This is a genomic window from Grimontia celer (genome assembly GCF_900055185.1).
Taxonomy (GTDB): domain Bacteria; phylum Pseudomonadota; class Gammaproteobacteria; order Enterobacterales; family Vibrionaceae; genus Enterovibrio; species Enterovibrio celer.
This window is the reverse complement of sequence record NZ_FIZX01000002.1, coordinates 563,257-581,714: the sequence shown is the minus strand read 5'-3', so window position 1 is coordinate 581,714 and position 18,458 is coordinate 563,257. Positions and strand designations below refer to the sequence as shown.

Genomic DNA, 18,458 nt, shown 5'->3' with positions numbered 1-18,458 from the left:
CCAAAAGGCCCCCGAAGGGGCCTGAAAATTTAAAAACGGAACGTCGTAGACGATGGCAGCAGTTCTGCGGCCGCTACACCTTTATCAGTCACAGCCTGAACACTGATTTTCTCAGTGTTACCAAATGCCGTGAACCAATCCGTTGTAATAGATTGAATCTTGGCTGGCTCTTTACAGTGGAAGGTATATTGTGCTGAGAACTCGCCATGTTGCGCTTTCTTGTGGTCATGTCCGTGGTCATGGTCTTCATGATGATCGTGCCCTTTGTGTTCGTCATGGTGATCATGATCATCGTGATGGTCATGGCCTTTGTGCTCATCATGATGATCGTCATGCTTGTCATGGTCGTGGTCATCGTGATCATGACCATGGTGGTCATCATGCTTATCGTGGTCATGGCCGTCGTGATGTCCATGACCATGGTCGTCGTGGTCATCTTCACCTAGCGTATGACTTACCTGCTGGGCTTCCAGTTCACAGCCAGCTTCTGCATTGATTGCAAACAAAGCGCCCGGTTTTGCCAGTGCAGCGACCGCTTTTTCAATCGCAGCTTTTTGCTCTGCATTTTCTGGCGCGTGCTCGAAACCCACTACATCGCTACCAGGTGCAGTGATTTCTGCAAGAAGCTCGTCGCCATCTTGCGCAATATGCCACTCAACAACACCATGTTGGTGAGCGTCATGCTGACGGAATTCATGGTTTTCTGCAGACGCTGCCGACGTCACACCCAAAGCAATCGCACTCAGTGCAAACAAATGTTTAGTACGCATAATTTCTCCAAAGATTAGTTTTTAAAATGTAGATGATTGAAAAGTTTAACTTTGGCGGGGAACGCGCATTTTGGGCGATATGTGCTGTCGACAGAGACGAAAGCCAAAGGGTAGGTTCTGTGAAAGTCAGTATGTTGTTTAAGGGGGAGTCAACAACATCGACTTCAATGACTGGCATACCGAGAATACAAAGCGTGCATTCATGATCGACTTTGTGCTCGTGGTGATGTTCGCCCTTATGGTGCGCAACCGCAAAACCCTGCCAGCCGAGAAGTACAGCTAACAGTAAAGGGAGCAATTTGCGGAAGGGTAACAACATGATCCATCAAGAGCCTTGAGCAATAATGTTATAATATAACATTACGTTCTCACCAATTTGAACGGATTTATTGAAATAATCTGCTGAAATTTAACGAATGTAGGTTCTTGAAATGGAGCTGTTGAGAGTTGGCGGTTATAGAATCGCCAGACCGAAAAGATTCTGTTTATCAAGGGGGTAAACGAAAAAAGCCCCGTCTTCCGACGAGGCTTTAAATCGGGCCGCGCAGGTTTGGCTCCCCCTGCTGGACTTGTGACGGGGCCGCCTAGGTCAGCGACATATCGCGAAGCGACCGTCTCGACAGTTTCATCCATTCCTAAAGAAGTAAACGAAAAAAGCCCCGTCTTTTGACGAGGCTTTAAATTTGGCTCCCCCTGCTGGACTTGAACCAGCGACATACGGATTAACAGTCCGCCGTTCTACCGACTGAACTAAGGGGGAATAGTCTGTGTTCCTGAGAACGAGGTGAATATTATGGAAACCGCCCAAGCCTTGCAAGCACTAATTTGTGTTTCAGGTCGAATTTAGTCTCAAGTGACTAAATCATGAGCTATTCGCCTTTCAAATCAGCAGATTCCTCACCACATTCCAAAGGTCAACATACCCTAGCCGTTAAGAATTTGTTCCATCGCCCATGTTGTATTTCTGCCAGCGAACCCTGAGCTTGGATGTTCTTTATCGCCATTCAAGTGCGCAACCAGGTTCTCAACATGGAAATACTGCACCGGATCAGGGTTCTTGATATTTACCGTCGCTTTTTCTTTTCCATCAAGCTCAAAGTCGTCTTCACCAAATACTGAGCAAACAATCCGCCCTTCACTGCCAATAATCTCCACACGATCTTCACGGTTTGCTGCACCAAAATTCCAATACCCTGAACCCAGCACGCCTTTTTCAAAAGCCAGACTTGCAGCTACCGCATCCTCGGCTTCGTAATAGCCTTGCTGATTGGTCTTGATACCTTTCGCAACCACAATGCTCCCAAACCACTGCTGAAACAAGTTCAAACCATGGCTGGCGAGATCCACAAAGTAACCTCCTCCAGCTAGAGCACGGTTTACACGCCAGTTGTCTTTACCTGATATGTCATCTGGACTTGGTGCGCGGTGATACGTCCAATGGATGTGTCTAACATCGCCAATCATACCCTGAGCAATCCAATTTCTTACTACGTCAAATCTTGGCAAAGAGCGGCGGTAATACGCCACGAAAATAGGCACTTGCGCTTTCTCAAATGCTGACAACATCTGGTCACATTCTTCTGTCGTCAGTGCCATGGGCTTTTCAACAACACACGGCTTACCCGCCTTCGCCGCCATTAATGCATATTCAAGATGACTGTCGGGCGGCGTGGCAACATAAACGGCATCAACATCAGCATCGTTGATCAGTGCATTGGCGTCTGTGGTGTATCGCGAAACGTTGTGCCGCTCGGAATAATCTCTGGCCTGCTCTTCGCGTCTAGCCATCACCACTTCCAGTGATGACCCATCGACCTGCCAAAAAGCAGGGCCGCTTTTTCGCTCAGTCACGTTGCCACAGCCAATCATTCCCCAGCGAACGGTTTTATTGCGCATTGCTTTTCCCTCTATGTCTTGCACCCAAACAATCTGATGATGCGGGATTCAGTTTGGGTATATCTATTCATTAAAGATACACGATTCAGTCAGTTACCCGAACCAATAAGAATGAGACAGAGGCCGGGTGAATATTGGGGTAAAAATTGGCCCCAAATTCTCGCAAGCTTTTCGTTAGAACAGGAATGAAATTTGTATTAGCAGTATCACGAATAAGACAACTCATGACAATCTGATGACGTATAGTCCTGCATCCGAATTCACCTCTCATAAAAATGGAACTTTGAACACGAACTAACAATTCGTTGTGACAAATATCACGGATATCCGGTCACTATAGGGTGAGAAAAGTATTAACACAGTTTGAGAGGACGCTGATGCCACATCGCAGTAAGAATACAGCCGCCATCTTTAACGCCTTTGCACACTTTTTATTTCTCGCTGTCTTGGTCTCCTTGCCGGTTTTGGTTATCAGGTTAGATATCGACACGCTGAAAACAGGCGCTTCGGAAGGCACTCTGGTCGAATACATGGAACAGTTCCTTATATGTTTGACCATTCTTTGTTACGCATATATCGCGAAGCACAATCCATCGTTCAGGCGCTTTGGTGTTTTGGTGATGGGCTTCTTCCTTTGTATGCTCATCCGCGAACTAGATATGTTCTTTGATGAGTTGGTTTTCCACGGTTTCTGGGTGTACCCAGCATCGATCGTTGCTGCCAGCGCCATCATTTATTCGCTGACTGACAGGGCAGAAACCGCCAACCAATTTGCAGCCTTTGTAAATCACAGAAACTTCGCGCTCTTGTGCATGGGGCTTGTTATGTTGTTGGTCTTTTCAAGACTCTTCGGCATGGGCTCGCTTTGGCGAGAAGTGCTAGATGAAGGTTATGTCCGCGCCGCAAAAAATATCGCGGAAGAAGGCACAGAGCTGATGGCATATGTCACCATCTTTTACGCTTCTCTTCGTTATGCGTTTGCCATGAAACCAGTGAAAGATAAGGCTGCGCACAAAGCGAACTCCAATGTTTTTTGTAAACACTGACACGCAACTCCCCATTTGACCGCACGATGTGCGGTCAAATTCATCGGCCTTTTCTCAATGATGGGAAAGCGAGCCATATGCCACTCCTTTTACACTCATTCCATTGCTGTAAAAGGAATGAAGTATGAAGTGGTTACTTCCCGCGCTGCTGGTCACAGTTGCAGCTTGCTCTGAAGAAACGGAATTCGCCAACACTAGCTGTCCAACGCTCGAAAATTATTCTGAAGCATTTTTGGAAAGCGATTTTTATCTGGGTTGGCAACACCTCCAGAATGGTCAATACCCTACTGAAAATTGCCGTGCTGCCTCCCCGTACTTTCTCAGAGGGGTAAACGATAGCGCCGTCTTTGAACTATCTACCCTTTACCTTGACTTCTGTAACGAATCGCCGCAGCAAGATGCTCTAACAAAAAGCAGCATTTACCACAGCGAGCGACTGGCAACCGGCGTTGATTACGACGAATTCAAATGGGTGTTGGATCTCGCGCTATGTAACAGCCCTGTCGAACAATATGCACTGGGACAAATGCTGTTTAATGGTTTTATTACTGATAAAGACGTAGAGAAAGGCATCTACTTCTTAAGCCTTGCCGCCCGACAGGACCACATACAGGCGCAACTCGCCCTTTCAACAGCATTACTGGATATTGGCGAAAATGAGGTTGCAGCCCAGTGGCTCGCTAAAGCGCAGGACAATGGCGCAAACATCCTTTCTGAAAGACGCCAGCTCGATTGAAAGAGTATATTTGCATGACTTTACAGTTACGCTCCTACAAATCATGAGCAAGAGCGCGTAAAGTGAAGGTAATAAACAATAAAGTTGAGTTACCTCGTGGCGTTACCTGTTTTTTTAGCTGGCCCGATATTAAGGCGGACAACCCAGGATGAAGTCTGCATTTGGGCAATCACTTCTGAGCCTCTCACAGCGGATTTCCTTCTGTATCAACCCGAGCAGAATGAAGCGTTTTATCAGGCGAACTTTGCTGAGCAAAAGCAGGTTCAACTTGGTGATCATTGCTTTGTTGTTATGGCGCAATTTAGCGCAGATGCTCACTTCGAGATCGATAGACCGTTCCAGTACGACATCATCCGCGATGGTCACTCACTGCTGTCACCACTGGATGCATTTCTCTATGAGGATGAATCCCGCCCGACATTCGTCATCCCATCAAAGGCTGAGCACATAGCACATGGCTCTTGCAGACATCCACACCACCACTGTGAAGATGCCCTGGCCGCTCTCGACACAAGCTATGAAGAAACGCCTGTAGAAAAACGGGCGGATTTACTGATCATGAGCGGTGATCAAATCTATGCAGACGATGTTTGTGGACCTTTGATGTCTGCCATCCGCCAAACCATCAATTTGCTTGGAATGAACGATCAGGAGTTCGAGGGCGCTGACATTCGATTTTGCAGCGAGCTTTCTCCTGACAAAACGCCATATTACAGTCGTACCGAACTACTCCCATTCAGCGATATTAACCACGGTCTGATAAAGCGACTTTGTAAAGCCAAACCAGAACCGGTTTTTAGCTCCCGTACCACTGAAAATCACCTGATTAGTCTCAACGAATTTATTGCCATGTATGCGCTGGTATGGTCTCCCGCTTTGTGGCAACACATAGAGCTGGAGCAATCAATTCAGAGTCTTTCCGCAGAACTTCAAAAACGATGGGACATTGAGCTGGCAGAGTTGGCTCGCTTCCGAACCGGGTTGGTTCACCTGCGCAGATTGTTTGCCCATATCCCGACTTACATGATTTTCGACGATCATGATGTCACTGATGATTACAACCTGACTGTCGGCTGGGAACGAGCGGTTAACAATTCGCCCTTCGCTCAAGGGATTATTACCAACGCGATGATTGGTTATTTCTTCTGTCAGGGGTGGGGAAATCAGCCAAAAGCCTTTACTCAGGATTTCTGGACGCCATTGCAGGCCTTTCTTGATTCGCCAGACCCCGCGAATCTGTATGCGATGACGCAGGTCATACACCACTTTGAGCAATGGCATTACACCATTCCTACCACACCAAAGGTGGTAGTGATTGATACCCGTACACGCCGATGGCGTTCTGAATCAAGTTACAACAAACCATCCGGTCTGATGGATTGGGAATCTCTGATGGATTTCCAGCAAGATGTTTTCAACAATGATGCGGTAGTTGTTGTTTCCCCTGCTCCCATGTTTGGGGTTAAGTTCATTGAAACCATCCAGCGTATTGTGACTTTTATGGGTCACCCGCTCGCCACTGATTCTGAAAACTGGATGGCGCACCCAGGCTCAGCTAACGCGCTGCTGAATATTTTCAAACACCCTAAAACGCCAAAGAACTTTGTGATCCTGTCTGGTGACGTTCACTACTCTTTTGCCTATGACATTCGCATGCGTTTTCGTAAAAGCAGTCCCCGTATCTGGCAAATTACCTGCAGTGGTTTCAGGAACCAGTTCCCAGAGCCGTTTCTGTCGATATTTGAATGGCTGGACAGAAAGCTATTCTGGCCTGAGTCCCCCCTTAACGTTTTCACACGAAGAAAGCGTATGCGTATTGAACGCCGACGACCGGATAACGGCAATCCCGGACTACTCGTCAACCAAAGCGCGGTGGGTATTGTGAAACTCAACCATGATGGCGCACCGAAATACATTGGCCTGTTGACGGGCAAGGGAGAGCGTGTCGCGTTTCACCCGTGTGAAGAAACGGACAAAGAGGAAGAGTTCGCAAGCGCGGATCTCTCCCGTTGATGATTTCAAGTGTGGGATTGACTTGGGCAAGTCGTTAAGAAATACTCCGCCCCCGTTTCCCGAACAATGAGTGCAGATATGTCACGCCAACTTCAATATGTCTATAAAGGCGAAACCAAAGTGATCACTTTCTCTTACCAGAAACATCGCTCGCCTCATGAAGCCGCTGCAGAAGCAGAAGGTATCGACCTTACTGCATTCCTGAAAATGGAGCTTCAACTGGAAATGGTCGCTGATGGTAAAGCAGTGAAAAATCACAGAGACAGCTACTTCAGCAAACTGGGATTTGGAAAAATTATCCTGTTGAAAAAAGAAGCGGAGTCCATCAAGGACAAGCGCTGAATACTTCGCAATCCCAAGAAAAAAGGCGCTCTCAGCGCCTTTTTCGTTTCTGTGAAGGATTCTTTACCCCTCCTGTTAAGTTGTTAAGACTCCCCTTCAACTTGTGCCCTATCACTAGAATCCCGTTCGGCGAATCCCTATTCTGAAAGAGTGGCGAAAGACACTTTTAACACTTTTCGCTACACCATCGCCGACAAGTCCCTTAAGGACTTCCCCGATGATCCACTGCGATCAAGACTTTCGCAGGAGCCGACTACAGGAGGTTATATGCAAGGTGAAAACCACGCGCTCATGTTCGAGTTCCCTGAATACAAAGAAAAAATTCACGATATGAAAATGGCCGACAAAGCCTTTTGCAGTCTTGTCGATGAATATCATCATCTTGACCACAGGATACGTGGCTTGGAGATGGCAAAAATTCCCACTGATGATGAGAACTTCCGCAACATGAAAGTGCGCCGCATGCAGCTCAAGGATGAAATCTACGAGCAAATCAGCAAATAAAAGCAGCGCTCTGACCCGACACTATGGCGAATAGGGTACGTACCCACCAATGTTTAAGTCGCCAGTAGCGGGGTTTGCGTCACAGCATCAAAGCGCTGCTGCACGTTGTGGCAGTGCTGCTTTCCTCCATAAATCCTTCACTCTCAGGCAAAACCTTCTATCACTGCCTAAGCTTATCTAACAACCGATAAGGAAATTCATACATTCGGCTCAAATTTAATACAAAGTCCTTACAATGCGTTGGGTAATCTATGTCCGCAAAGTGGTCCCAAGATGTTGTTTTCCCTTCAATGAGTGCGTCTTGGGTCGGAACAAAAAAACAACAACGAGTTGACGTTTAGCTAAGTCGATCATGGAAGCTTCATCAATGCAAAAAACGCTTAAAAACCTCTTTTTCTTTCTCGTCATTTTTGCCGGGGCAGCACATGCTTCCGTGGAAAAAACGCAGTCATTCGAGAAAACTCTTAATGGCGTCCAGTCCATCCTTTATTCCGTTCCAATTAAAGCCCGGGCCCTGCTCAGTGAATTGGAAAAAGTAGAACTGAAACAGAACCAGCCTTTACCTCTTTTGGTTCGGTACTATCTGCAAAAATCCACCGTTGATCTTTTACTTAACGATCCTGAAAGCGCTGTCACAGCGGCTAACACTGGTATTGAACTGGCGAAAAATGACCCGTTGTTGAAAGCGGATCTCTACCTGATGCAGCTGCGATTGGGGCAAGCCCGAATTCTTCAGGGTGAAGAGGCCTTGGTGCTTAACCAGTTGGATACATTGCTGGCGGAATCGAAAACCCTCAACGATCCTTCGGTCACCGCAGAAATCCTGCTGGTGAAAGGTGAGGCATACAAAGCGCAAAACGATTACGACGTATCCATGGCGGCTCTAATGAGTTCATTAGAAGCAGCAAAGACCACACAAGACGCCCTTTTGGTTGAACGCATTGCTTCCAGTTTGGGTGGTATTTTGGTTCAGTTGAATGGTTTTGATAAAGCATCGCTACTCCTCGACCAGTCTTATCAGTTCTTCAGGGAACGTAAGATGTCGTTTAACCAACTGCTGGTTAAGCTTGATATGGCCGAGCTTGCTAAAAAGCAAGGCGATAAAAAGCAAGCTCTGCTTGAATACAAGCAAGCGTTACAGATTGCTCAGGTGCTAGGTGACGGCTCCCACCGTTTCCGTATTAACCTTCAGATTGCCGATCTCCTGCTGCAATCCGGTGACATAAAAAGCATGGCGCGCTATCTCAAGCAGACTGATGCTCTGCGTGAACGTGAAACCATTCGCTACTACATCAGCAAGTACAATTACTTGAAAGCCAACGAAAACCTGTTGAATGAGAATTACCAAGCTGCCATTGATTTGGTCACTCCGCTCATTACTGGTCAAGCTGATCTCACACGCCTTTATCGCACAGAAATTGAGTTGTATCTGGTTGCTTCCAAAGCGCACTTTGGACTTGAAGATTACAAGAATGCATACCTGACTCTGTTGGATTACCAAAACCGATTTAACAATTTCAGCGCAGACGAACAGGTAGACAATCTGGAACGCCAACAGATGCTGTTCAATCTGGAAAAGCTCAAAGCAGAAAACCAGCACCTCAGCTGGAACAATGTGCTGCAAACGCTTGAGCTGAAAACCAACGAAGACAAAGTGGAATACCTTAACGTGCTGGTTGTGGCAGGTGTTGTCGCCACTGTCATTGCAACACTGGCTGCCCTGTGGATTAACCGCCGTCGCGTGCGTTGGGGCAAGATCGCGAACACCGACAGCTTGACGGGCCTCTACAACCGACGCTATCTCAGCACGCAGCTCGATAAGTTGAAGACTGAGATGGAGAGCGACGATAACCCAGTCAGCTGTTTGCTACTTGATGTCGACCACTTCAAAAAAGTGAACGATACCTATGGGCACCCAGTTGGCGATAAAGTGCTAACCGGCATTGCGGAACTGTTCAAAAACAATCTGCGCCGGAATGATGTGTGTTCCCGTGTTGGTGGTGAAGAGTTCATGCTTTTACTCCCAAACAGCCAACTTGAACAGGCTCAGTTGATCGCAGAAGATTTACGAACACGTATCAGTGAACTCTCGTTCATGACGGAACAAGGTGATGAGTTTAACGTCACTGCCAGCTTTGGCGTGTCTGCGGTAGATGCCGGCCAGTCACTATCTGATATATACAGTGACGTGGACAAGCTTTTATACCGCGCCAAGCAAAATGGACGGAACCGTGTGGAAAGCAGCGGTCAAAACAATACAGACAGCAGCGCAGAGCAAACAGCGGAACCTGCTTCATCTATGTCTGATAAGTTTTCCAGACTGGGTAGAGGCATGCGCCGACTGAAATTCCGCTTTGCTCAGCATTTCTCGTGACCCTATCGACATGAGGTAAGATTGAGGGGTGACGGATAAATTGGATAACAATGGAGCGGAACCCCTTATGAAAACAACAAAATTTATCACCACTGCCCTGCTCTCAACCTGCCTTCCTCTGGTGGTAAACGCCGACACCATTACTTCAGAAAAACACACTTTCACTATCGACAAACTGACTCAGGGGCTAAATCACCCTTGGTCGTTGGTATTCCTACCTAATGGCGATATGTTGGTGACGGAACGAAATGGTGGGATTAAACGTGTCAGCCCTGAAGGGAACATCACAGATATTCAAGGTGTTCCGCAAAACCTGGTTTATCGCGGACAGGGTGGCTTGCTGGGGCTTACCCTTGCCCCTGATTTTGAAACATCCAAGCGGGTTTATATTGCTTATGCCGAAAATGGTGAGTTTCGAAAATCCGGTACGGCGGTTTCTTCTGCCATCCTGAATGGCAACACGCTCTCAAACTTCACACTGTTATTCTCCCAAAGTCCAAAATTAGCGGGCGGCAGACATTATGGGGGCAGGTTGCTGGCAACTGATGAATATCTTTATATCGCATTAGGCGACCGCGGTAACCGCGATAAAGCCCAGCAGAATGATTCCCACATCGGCACACTGGTTCGGTTGAACCTAGATGGCTCTGTACCGCCAGATAATCCATTTGTGAGCAATGCCGATAACTTGCCAGAAATTTATTCTTACGGTCATCGCAATATTCAGGGCATGACACTGGATAACGATGGAAAAACACTTTGGACGCATGAACATGGCCCCCAAGGAGGCGACGAACTTAACCCAATAAATAAGGGAGCTAACTACGGTTGGCCGACTATCACATATGGTGTTAATTACGGCACTGGGAGCCAAATTGGCACTGGAACTGAGAAAGCAGGTATGGAGCAGCCCGTCCATTACTGGGTTCCTTCCATCGCCCCTTCCGGGATGGAAATGATCTCAGGCACCAAGTTCACTCAGTGGAATGGAGACATTCTTCTTGGTTCTCTCAAGTTCGGATTACTGGTTCGTCTGGATATGGAAAACGGTAAAGTGCTGAGCGAAGAGAGACTGCTCGATGGCAATTACGGGCGTATCAGGGATGTGGTGGAATCTCCAAGCGGTGATATCTTTCTGTTAACAGACTCATCCAACGGTGAAATCTTAAAACTAACGCCAAAAAATTGACAGAATTATTCTTTAATTTCAATAAGTAACACCCGCACTGTAAACTATTATTTACAAGCATAGATTTCATTTTCTGCTGAGAAATAAGATTATTTTTGGAAAAGACTCTCCAAGAAATTTATGTAACTTATTTTATTGCATTGTAAAAGTGATGCACTGCCCATCATTTAACAAAGCTTGCAGAAGCGTTGGACACAGAGTGATCGCTCAGATTATAGTCAGCGCATACAAACAAAAACAAAGATATCTTTGCTTGCTGAAAAAGACAAAACCCCGCTCTGCGGGGTTTTGTCTTTTTGACGTTCTTATGTTCCTAGAGCGCGTTATCTCATCGATTTCAAACGACTTTCTTCACAGCGTATATACTTATCTCAATAATTAGACTAGGGTCATTGAGAGCCAGATATGCGCAAAACACTGACGACAGTATTACTCGCTGCCTTCACCTTGCTGGGCTCTTCTGCATATGCGCGAATTTCAGGCGACAATCATTTCATCATCGGTGTACAGGCATTCGAAGACTACTCCCCTTACTCGCGCTATCAAAACCAAAGCTACCAGGGTTTTAACCGGGATCTTTTAGACGCTTTTGCCCGCGAGTATAACTACAGCTTTGAATATCAGGCCCTGCCACTGAAAAGGCTGTATTCCGCATTTTTGCGTGGCGAGGTGGATCTAAAATATCCTGATAATCCCAATTGGAGCGCTTCGAGAAAAGAAGGGCACGACATCCTCTACAGTGATTCTGTGGTGTCATTTGTTGATGGCGTCGTAACATTGGACGACACCCAAATACTCTCCGAAGATTCTTTGAAGCGACTCGGCCTAATCTCAGGGTTCACGCCTTGGCCATTTATGGACAAAGTCAAAAGCAAAGAGATAAGTCTGTTTGAAGTAAAGGAGATGGAATCACTAATCCGCCTACTGTCTTCGAAAAGAATTGATGGTATTTATACCAACGTGGCAGCGCTCAACGTGAAATTGAAAGATTCAGAACAGAACTTACCCTCAATGTCACTGAACAAAAACCTTCCTTACCTGAGCGGTAGCCGCCATCTTTCCAGTATCAAGCGCCCTGATGTTGTTATACAGTTTAATCGCTTCCTATCCATGCAAGGAGAACTCATCAATAAGCTGAAAAACCAGCATGGGTTGCAAGAAGCTGAAGAGATACTTGGCTCTCCGCAGTGATATACCCAAAAGAAAACCCGGCGTATAGCCGGGTTTGTTTTCTAGGGTCTGTTATTTCTTTGCCGTTTTGCTATGAAGCACTTCGTGCATCACAGTGGTCAGCTCATTATCAGGGTCGCCGGAAAGCTCCCAGGTGAAAACACCCGCCAAGCCTTGTTGCTTCGCCCATTCCGCTTTCGCTTTCACTGAGCGCGCATCTTCAAACGAGATAAAGACTTTCTTCTCTGGGTTCCACAGATATGGCGCCTGAGAAGCCTCATCATAGCCATACTGATAACCTTCAGATTGGGTATAATTTTGCTTCAAATCCCAATACATGAAATAACCTGGCTCACCGGTACCGAAGCTCGCACCTTTTTCAGACGCCAAGTCAGAGGTTGGCAGGCTGCCATCAAATTGAGAGCCTTCCCAACCGCGACCATAGAATGCAGCTCCCAGCACCAGTTTCTCTTTTGGAATGCCTAAATCGATCATCTGGTTAATGAACACATCTGCACCCATTCCCCACCAGCTGCGATCCGTCGCATGCAAATTTGTCAGATGGCCCGTTTGCGCGCCCCAACCACCGAGAAAGTCATAGGTCATCGCAAACATATTAGTCAGCTTAGGCGCGGCAGCTTCCCAATCAATCTGCGCAGCTTTCTGGCTTACACCTACTGCGGTTGAAAGTTCATATTCACGGCCAGTTTCGGCAGATAAAGCATCCAGCTCGTCACGAAGCTGTGTCACCAATGTGGTAAAGGCTTCGCGCTCCTGTGCTTTAACTTCGTCAGAAAGCTTGGTTTCAGGGTTCCACGGGGATGTGGTTAAACCACCACCACCAGGATATTCCCAGTCGAGATCAATACCATCAAAGAAGTCATATTCAGCAATCAGCGCAACGGCAGATTTCGCGAATTGTTTGATAGCTGCATCATCCTTTGCCATTGCATGGAAAGGCTCAGACATGGTCCAGCCACCAAATGAAGGGAGGATTTTCAGATCAGGGTGTGTTTTCTTCAGCTCCGCAAGCTGAGCAAAATGCCCTTTGTAAGGGACATCGACGGAAACGTCACCAAAGTCCACCTCCATCGCAGCTTCCTGATCGACCACGATGGCAGAGTAAGGTGCCAAGCCTTCACAGGCTTTAGCGACTTGCTGTTGGACAAGCTCAGATGCACCGGTATGAGGACCACACATGCTGAGGAAGGCGTAAATCACATGAGTTAACTGGTCGGCAGGAATATCTTTCACAGTGTAAGGGTTATCAGCGTTGGCATATTGCCAGTCTGCAAAGTAGCCACCTACAACGTGATTTTCCGCAAGCGCTGGAGTCGCCAAACAGGCACTGAGCGCTGCACCTGCTAAGATCTTTTTCATACCATCTCCTTGTTAGGCACGTTCACAATACCTAAGCCACTCAACTCATTGTTGGCTCAGGCATAAGTGGCTAATTATTAGTCGAAGTAGGTATTCAAAACTGACGTATTCGTACCGAACGGGGCGTTCATAACAGTTAGGTTACAAAGTTTGCGAGCCTCTTGTTTTTTGGTGATAAAACTGGACCCTTGGTCTACATAAACTTGCATTACAGCGCACAGTTTTTCGGCAGTAAAAATCAAGGTGTAAGACGCATTCAACGTAAAGGAATTCCGTTTTAGGCATTGAGGGGTTATGCTGCCGCTAGTTTGTTGAATATCAGCTCATTATTCCCAAGTATCCTCAATCCAACCCACCAGAAGTGGGCAGTGAGTTCGAGGCTTGGACAGTTACAAGGAAACCGCTTTGAGCAATAAACTCATCAGTATCGATTTGTTTTTTGTTATCGAAAAACTCTTGCCGGGCAAGCGCTCTGTAGAACTCTTCAGAAATAATAAGAAGCACTTACCTGTCACCACGCTGTCTTTAGAGCACTGCGACTCTGCGTCTGCACTGCAATTAGCGTTGTACAAATACTGTAAAAACTACGCCGCTTTTTCACAGGGACAGCCACTGGCCGATGAGTACGCCATCGACGGGAAAGATGAGCAAATCGAACCCGCAACCAGCATTGTCGCCGCATTTATTCGTGGCGCTTACTGGTGGGTTGAGCATTATCACGAGATTTACCGCAACGATTGGAGTGAAGATCAGAAAGCCCGCTGGCTTCGCGACTTTAAACTGCTGGTACAGGCCATTATTGGTGTTGGTAACATAAGCAAGGCGGAATGGCTTATCAATAACCACAGCGCTATCAAAGCACTCACCTACAACACCCACATTTCTCCTTTTCTGCAACACTACGATTGATAAGAGAAGCTGCATGATGCAGCTTTTTTTGTGCCTGTCTTTTTCCTGTCGCTGATTCGTCATTTTTCATGACTACACTTACCCGTTTTACGGTTCATATTGATTTCACGGGTGAAAAGACTTAAACGCTATCAATACGAGCGCTACGCCATCCTTTGTCGAGATGCTTATCCCAAGCACTTTGACCATGTCCACTATGGCTTTTCAAAAAATGGACGCAGGGATATTCACAACCGTTGGGGCAAAACCATTATTCGAGTTTTGTGGCGCGAAGATGGTGATGCTGTCATTGTGTTTAAAGGCTCCCAGAGCATTTGGGACTGGCTGCTCAACTTGATTGTTTTGCCAAGCAAAGTTGACGCCCCGAAGAATGCGGGGCACGTCCATTGGGGCTTCCAGTTCCTGTTACGCCAACCCAGCATTTCCACACGCTTCGTCTTTGAAAAAGACTACTCAAGGCTCTCACCCAGCCAACAAGCCGAATTCAAACACTCTGAAGACATTAACCGTCTCGAAGGCCACAGCGTGATGGACAAACTGGAATCCTGCGCCTCAAGTCTGGTGGCTCAGGGTAAAAGGCTATCGCTCACTGGCCACTCTTCTGGTGGCAGCATGGCCATAATTGCTGGTGAGATCCTAGAGCAAAAATACCCGGGCTCGATTAAGCGCATCGTTACCTTTGGGCAACCCGCGACCGGGTTCTGGAGTTTTAAACAACGCTATCGTTTAAAAAACCGGACTTACAGAATTTGCTGCGATGTCGACATCGTCACTTTTTTGCCAGGACTTCCCCTCATGTTCTGGCATGTCGGGGAATTATTATGGCTGCACAACGACAAGATTTATCACAATATGCCCTCACTCATCCGCATTATTCGGGTATTGACCAGTTGGCTACTTCGCCCTATCGCCTACCACTTTATGGACAAATACATCCGTCGGAAAGACTACTTCGACAAGCATTAGATTTTACTTAATTAGAGAAAAATTCATGATTCTCACTCCCGTCGTGAAATTTTTCTTTATGAGAATCTTGAATCACACTTGGCTTATCAAACAGTGAGAAGACAAAGAAAAGAGGTGTCAGCCTGTTAAACAGATCAGACTTTACTAGCACTTTGCCTTTCTATCCTTACAACATTTTCTCATCAAGTCACCATACATTTCCGCCACTTAACAACCACACGACTTATAGGGTTCTCCTTAAAAAACATCAAAACAAACCATGTCTCATTTATAAGAAAGAAATGACCAAGTTAAACGCTTAGGCTCTGTTCACGGTTAGACGGGGAGTGCTTGTTTGACCACGGATAGAACCCAAACCACTCAGCATGCCCAAGCTGTTGCGAGCACTGAGTACCGCAACAGATGCGTTTTAAGTGGTTTGGGTACGCTAACGAAAATGAAATGGACGATAGGTATCTTTCACCATGAAAAAGACTCTAATTTCAATGGCCGTATTGGCCGGCGCTTTAACATCAGCGCAAGCGGCCGCCAATTGTGCAGGTAACGTATATTCAATGAATGCTGGACGTAACCACGTTGGCGTTCTTTTGGATGTACAAGAACTGGATAAAATGACTGGTGTATATGCGAGCGATGCAGTCAACCGTACGAGCTACCATTCTCGCGCTCTGTTCGCCGGTCCTGCAATGTCCTACGATCGTCAGACTGACCGCCTTTATTATGCGAATGCACCACAGCCAACCGAATTCTATGTCGATATCCCAACAAGCGACTTTACAGCTGAAGAATATGCAGCGCTGGATATCCATGCCAAGAAGATCAAACCTTACCAGCTGGCATACATGGACCCAGCCACCGGTAATCATGTTGCTGGCCCAACGGTAAACCGACAAATCATGCGTATGGCGTTCCACCCGGATACCGGTGTCCTGTACGCATCTGACGCGACCAAGATTTTCAAAATAAACCCAACCACCGGTGAAACCACTGATATCGGTACTTTTGACAGTAACCTGCGATTTGGCGGTTACTCCAGCTGGGGCTCATTTGTATTCTATGAAGGCGAGCTGCTGTTTGTGACCAATGGCCGCACCTTCGTGATAGATACCACTACAGGTGCGCAAACGCTGAAAGCGTTCCACTTTATCGACTTTATTGCAGCAGCAACGCTCGACCAAAACGGTCAAATGCTGGTTGCAGCAAAGAACCAGAACGTCTCGGGCAATGTAAACAGTAATATCCTTTACCGCATCAAGCCTTCTACGGGTGAGAAAGTCAAAGTTGGCCTGTTCCCGAGCCGCATCAGTGCGATGGGCACCGTGACGTCAGAAGACCATACCTGTTATCCAAAAACGATTTTCCCAAGCGATCTGAAGCCAGAAGTACAGGGCATCACACTGGCTTCTTCTTCAGTCAGTGAAGGCTCTACGGCTTACTTTACGGTCAACTTTGATAAAGCAACTGGAGATGCCAATACTAAACTCCGCGCTGCGCTGAAGAATGGTTCTGCAGTATTGAACAGTGACTACCGAAACACCGTTGCCCTACTGTTCTCTGATGGTTCGACAGGCTCAGCGACCATCTCTTCAACACTGACTGAAATTGCATTGCCTAAAGGTGTCACGTCAGTGCGCATTGGTGTGCCGACCATCAACGATTCTACTCATGAAAACAATGAGTACTTCACGCTGCAAGCTTGGGTGAAAGACGATAAGAGCGATGTAGATTCTGCGAACGTCACCATTATCGATAACGATCCAGACGTGCATACTCTGCTGACAAACGCAGCTAACAACAGTGGTGTTGCATGGCACGGTAGCCGTGGTGGTAACTGGGGTACTAAAGACCAGTGGATTCGTGGTGTACACGCTAACATCAACGGCACTATCCCAGCAGGCACAACACTTGAGTTCTTCCAAACTGGCTCGCACCTGAGAAGCATCACTATCAATGGTGGCGGTAAGTACTATGAGCAACATTCAAACCACGAGCGTTACTACCACCATGGTGATATCGCCTGGGCACGCCTGAAAGGCTCAAATGGTCGTTACTACAACCTGCGTACTGGTCACCGTGCGCAACTGCACTGGAACAAGAATGTGGATTGTTCGAACGGTTGTTGGTCACGCATCTACAACTAATCGAAGTGCAAATGACAAAGGAGCGATTTATCGCTCCTTTTCTTATTCATTTTTTCTCTTGGATTACCGATTCGCACGCTGTAAAAACTTATCCAGCTCGTTGGCAAATTTCTGTCTTTCCTGCTGGCTCATTGCTGCAGGGCCGCCGGTTTGAATGCCGCTTGAACGCAGGGTATCCATGAAGTCACGCATGTTCAGTCGCTGGCGGATATTCTCTGGTGTATACAACTCTCCACGGGGATTCAACGCTACGGCTGATTTCTCAATCACTTCAGATGCCAAAGGAATGTCTGCGGTGATGACCAAATCGCCCTTCTCAACCCGTTTAACGATTTCGTTATCCGCCACATCAAACCCTTTTTCAACCTGAAGGCTGCGGATAAAGCGGGATGGGGGAGTTCTCAAAGATTGGTTGGCCACCAGCACACATTCAGTTTGCGTGCGGTCTGCGGCGCGAAACAGCACCTCTTTGATCACGGCCGGGCAAGCGTCGGCATCAACCCAAATTATCGGCATGTCTTTTTCCTGTCTTCGATTTTGCGTGAACATTATCAGCGAGTCCGATCTCTCGCAATGGTTTACTCAGGCTTTCCACGTTTTTGGTTGGCATAAAAAGCGGCAATGTCTTTTATATCCTGATCGCTCAGTACCGACATTTGCTGACGCATCATATTACCCATTGCGCCAGTGCGCTCCCCTGCCTGATAAGACTTCATCACATTGTATAGATAAAGTGCATTCTGGCCGTTGATGTGTGGATAGTCTTTCTTTGGCGTATGACCCGTTTCACCGTGGCAGAACTGACAGGTATAAGCCTTTTGTTTTCCTAAAACAGGATCGCCCTCTCCTTCGATTGCCATCACATGGGTTGATAACAGGACGGCACCCAGCATTCCCAAGATTCTCAGCATCGTTTTTTCCTCTTCTTTTCGTCAGGCTAAAGATGCCGAACTTCTAAGAAAGGGACTTTGTGTCTGATCAATTCTGACGTATCGCCGAGTGTGATTTGCGCAAGAATTCGC

At 47.0% G+C, this 18,458-nt stretch carries 16 protein-coding genes and 1 tRNA gene; 11 read left to right on the top strand and 6 right to left on the bottom strand.

The window, feature by feature from the left end; genetic code table 11:
- Window positions 1-29 precede the first annotated feature (29 nt).
- The 3 genes from zrgA to GCE9029_RS12785 form a co-directional block, all read right to left on the bottom strand.
- Window positions 30-770, bottom strand: a complete 741-nt coding sequence (gene zrgA, locus GCE9029_RS12795) for a zinc uptake protein ZrgA (protein WP_062663634.1) — start codon at window positions 768-770, stop codon at window positions 30-32.
- A 684-nt stretch (window positions 771-1,454) separates the two neighbouring features.
- A tRNA-Asn gene (locus GCE9029_RS12790) sits at window positions 1,455-1,530 on the bottom strand.
- Window positions 1,531-1,694: 164 nt separating this feature from the next.
- Complete coding sequence (locus tag GCE9029_RS12785) at window positions 1,695-2,666, bottom strand: Gfo/Idh/MocA family protein (RefSeq protein ID WP_062663633.1); 972 nt, start codon at window positions 2,664-2,666, stop codon at window positions 1,695-1,697.
- A gap of 377 nt (window positions 2,667-3,043) precedes the next feature.
- On the opposite strand from GCE9029_RS12785, the gene GCE9029_RS12780 reads away from it, so the two are divergent.
- From GCE9029_RS12780 to GCE9029_RS12745, 8 genes are all read left to right on the top strand, one after another.
- Window positions 3,044-3,712 carry a hypothetical protein gene (locus GCE9029_RS12780; protein WP_062663632.1) on the top strand — a complete coding sequence of 223 codons (669 nt, stop codon included), beginning with the start codon at window positions 3,044-3,046 and terminating at the stop codon, window positions 3,710-3,712.
- A gap of 124 nt (window positions 3,713-3,836) precedes the next feature.
- Window positions 3,837-4,448, top strand: coding sequence for an SEL1-like repeat protein (locus GCE9029_RS12775; protein ID WP_062663631.1), 612 nt, complete (start codon window positions 3,837-3,839; stop codon window positions 4,446-4,448).
- A gap of 96 nt (window positions 4,449-4,544) precedes the next feature.
- Entirely contained in the window at window positions 4,545-6,461 is a 1,917-nt protein-coding gene (locus GCE9029_RS12770; RefSeq protein ID WP_231870097.1) for an alkaline phosphatase D family protein, read from the top strand.
- Between the two features lie 78 nt (window positions 6,462-6,539).
- Window positions 6,540-6,803, top strand: coding sequence for a DUF2960 family protein (locus tag GCE9029_RS12765; RefSeq protein ID WP_062663629.1), 264 nt, complete (start codon window positions 6,540-6,542; stop codon window positions 6,801-6,803).
- A gap of 150 nt (window positions 6,804-6,953) precedes the next feature.
- Window positions 6,954-7,307: an HP1242/YdcH family protein gene (locus GCE9029_RS12760; protein ID WP_231870096.1), complete on the top strand. Its 354-nt coding sequence runs from the start codon at window positions 6,954-6,956 to the stop codon at window positions 7,305-7,307.
- Window positions 7,308-7,674: 367 nt separating this feature from the next.
- The gene (locus GCE9029_RS12755; RefSeq protein ID WP_062663627.1) at window positions 7,675-9,681 is read left to right on the top strand and encodes a GGDEF domain-containing protein; all 2,007 of its coding nucleotides are present in this window, start codon (window positions 7,675-7,677) and stop codon (window positions 9,679-9,681) included.
- A gap of 67 nt (window positions 9,682-9,748) precedes the next feature.
- The gene (locus GCE9029_RS12750) at window positions 9,749-10,870 is read left to right on the top strand and encodes a PQQ-dependent sugar dehydrogenase (protein WP_063856885.1); all 1,122 of its coding nucleotides are present in this window, start codon (window positions 9,749-9,751) and stop codon (window positions 10,868-10,870) included.
- Window positions 10,871-11,275: 405 nt separating this feature from the next.
- The gene (locus tag GCE9029_RS12745) at window positions 11,276-12,061 is read left to right on the top strand and encodes a substrate-binding periplasmic protein (RefSeq protein WP_062663626.1); all 786 of its coding nucleotides are present in this window, start codon (window positions 11,276-11,278) and stop codon (window positions 12,059-12,061) included.
- Window positions 12,062-12,112: 51 nt separating this feature from the next.
- On the opposite strand, the gene GCE9029_RS12740 is transcribed toward GCE9029_RS12745, so the two are convergent.
- On the bottom strand, window positions 12,113-13,420 hold the full coding sequence (locus tag GCE9029_RS12740) for a glycoside hydrolase family 18 protein (RefSeq protein ID WP_062663625.1): 1,308 nt from the start codon (window positions 13,418-13,420) through the stop codon (window positions 12,113-12,115).
- Between the two features lie 405 nt (window positions 13,421-13,825).
- Between GCE9029_RS12740 and GCE9029_RS12735 the strand changes: the two genes are divergently transcribed.
- From GCE9029_RS12735 to GCE9029_RS12725, 3 genes are all read left to right on the top strand, one after another.
- Window positions 13,826-14,329 (top strand): hypothetical protein, encoded by a 504-nt coding sequence (locus GCE9029_RS12735; RefSeq protein WP_062663624.1) that lies wholly within the window; start codon window positions 13,826-13,828, stop codon window positions 14,327-14,329.
- Window positions 14,330-14,440: 111 nt separating this feature from the next.
- On the top strand, window positions 14,441-15,295 hold the full coding sequence (locus GCE9029_RS12730; protein WP_062663623.1) for a lipase family protein: 855 nt from the start codon (window positions 14,441-14,443) through the stop codon (window positions 15,293-15,295).
- 464 nt (window positions 15,296-15,759) lie between these two features.
- Entirely contained in the window at window positions 15,760-17,436 is a 1,677-nt protein-coding gene (locus GCE9029_RS12725; RefSeq protein ID WP_062663622.1) for a YncE family protein, read from the top strand.
- A 63-nt stretch (window positions 17,437-17,499) separates the two neighbouring features.
- On the opposite strand, the gene GCE9029_RS12720 is transcribed toward GCE9029_RS12725, so the two are convergent.
- A complete protein-coding gene (locus tag GCE9029_RS12720) occupies window positions 17,500-17,952 on the bottom strand; it encodes a YaiI/YqxD family protein (RefSeq protein ID WP_062663621.1) in 453 nt (150 codons plus the stop codon).
- A gap of 62 nt (window positions 17,953-18,014) precedes the next feature.
- The gene (locus GCE9029_RS12715) at window positions 18,015-18,347 is read right to left on the bottom strand and encodes a c-type cytochrome (RefSeq protein WP_062663620.1); all 333 of its coding nucleotides are present in this window, start codon (window positions 18,345-18,347) and stop codon (window positions 18,015-18,017) included.
- Window positions 18,348-18,458: the final 111 nt, after the last annotated feature.

Excerpts from the sequence above, each read along its gene's own strand:
- zrgA (WP_062663634.1), bottom strand. The coding sequence starts at position 770 with ATGCGTACTAAACATTTGTTTGCACTGAGTGCGATTGCTTTGGGTGTG.
- GCE9029_RS12785 (WP_062663633.1), bottom strand. The coding sequence starts at position 2,666 with ATGCGCAATAAAACCGTTCGCTGGGGAATGATTGGCTGTGGCAACGTG.
- GCE9029_RS12780 (WP_062663632.1), top strand. The coding sequence starts at position 3,044 with ATGCCACATCGCAGTAAGAATACAGCCGCCATCTTTAACGCCTTTGCA.
- GCE9029_RS12775 (WP_062663631.1), top strand. The coding sequence starts at position 3,837 with ATGAAGTGGTTACTTCCCGCGCTGCTGGTCACAGTTGCAGCTTGCTCT.
- GCE9029_RS12765 (WP_062663629.1), top strand. The coding sequence starts at position 6,540 with ATGTCACGCCAACTTCAATATGTCTATAAAGGCGAAACCAAAGTGATC.
- GCE9029_RS12755 (WP_062663627.1), top strand. The coding sequence starts at position 7,675 with ATGCAAAAAACGCTTAAAAACCTCTTTTTCTTTCTCGTCATTTTTGCC.
- GCE9029_RS12750 (WP_063856885.1), top strand. The coding sequence starts at position 9,749 with ATGAAAACAACAAAATTTATCACCACTGCCCTGCTCTCAACCTGCCTT.
- GCE9029_RS12745 (WP_062663626.1), top strand. The coding sequence starts at position 11,276 with ATGCGCAAAACACTGACGACAGTATTACTCGCTGCCTTCACCTTGCTG.
- GCE9029_RS12740 (WP_062663625.1), bottom strand. The coding sequence starts at position 13,420 with ATGAAAAAGATCTTAGCAGGTGCAGCGCTCAGTGCCTGTTTGGCGACT.
- GCE9029_RS12725 (WP_062663622.1), top strand. The coding sequence starts at position 15,760 with ATGAAAAAGACTCTAATTTCAATGGCCGTATTGGCCGGCGCTTTAACA.
- GCE9029_RS12720 (WP_062663621.1), bottom strand. The coding sequence starts at position 17,952 with ATGCCGATAATTTGGGTTGATGCCGACGCTTGCCCGGCCGTGATCAAA.
- GCE9029_RS12715 (WP_062663620.1), bottom strand. The coding sequence starts at position 18,347 with ATGCTGAGAATCTTGGGAATGCTGGGTGCCGTCCTGTTATCAACCCAT.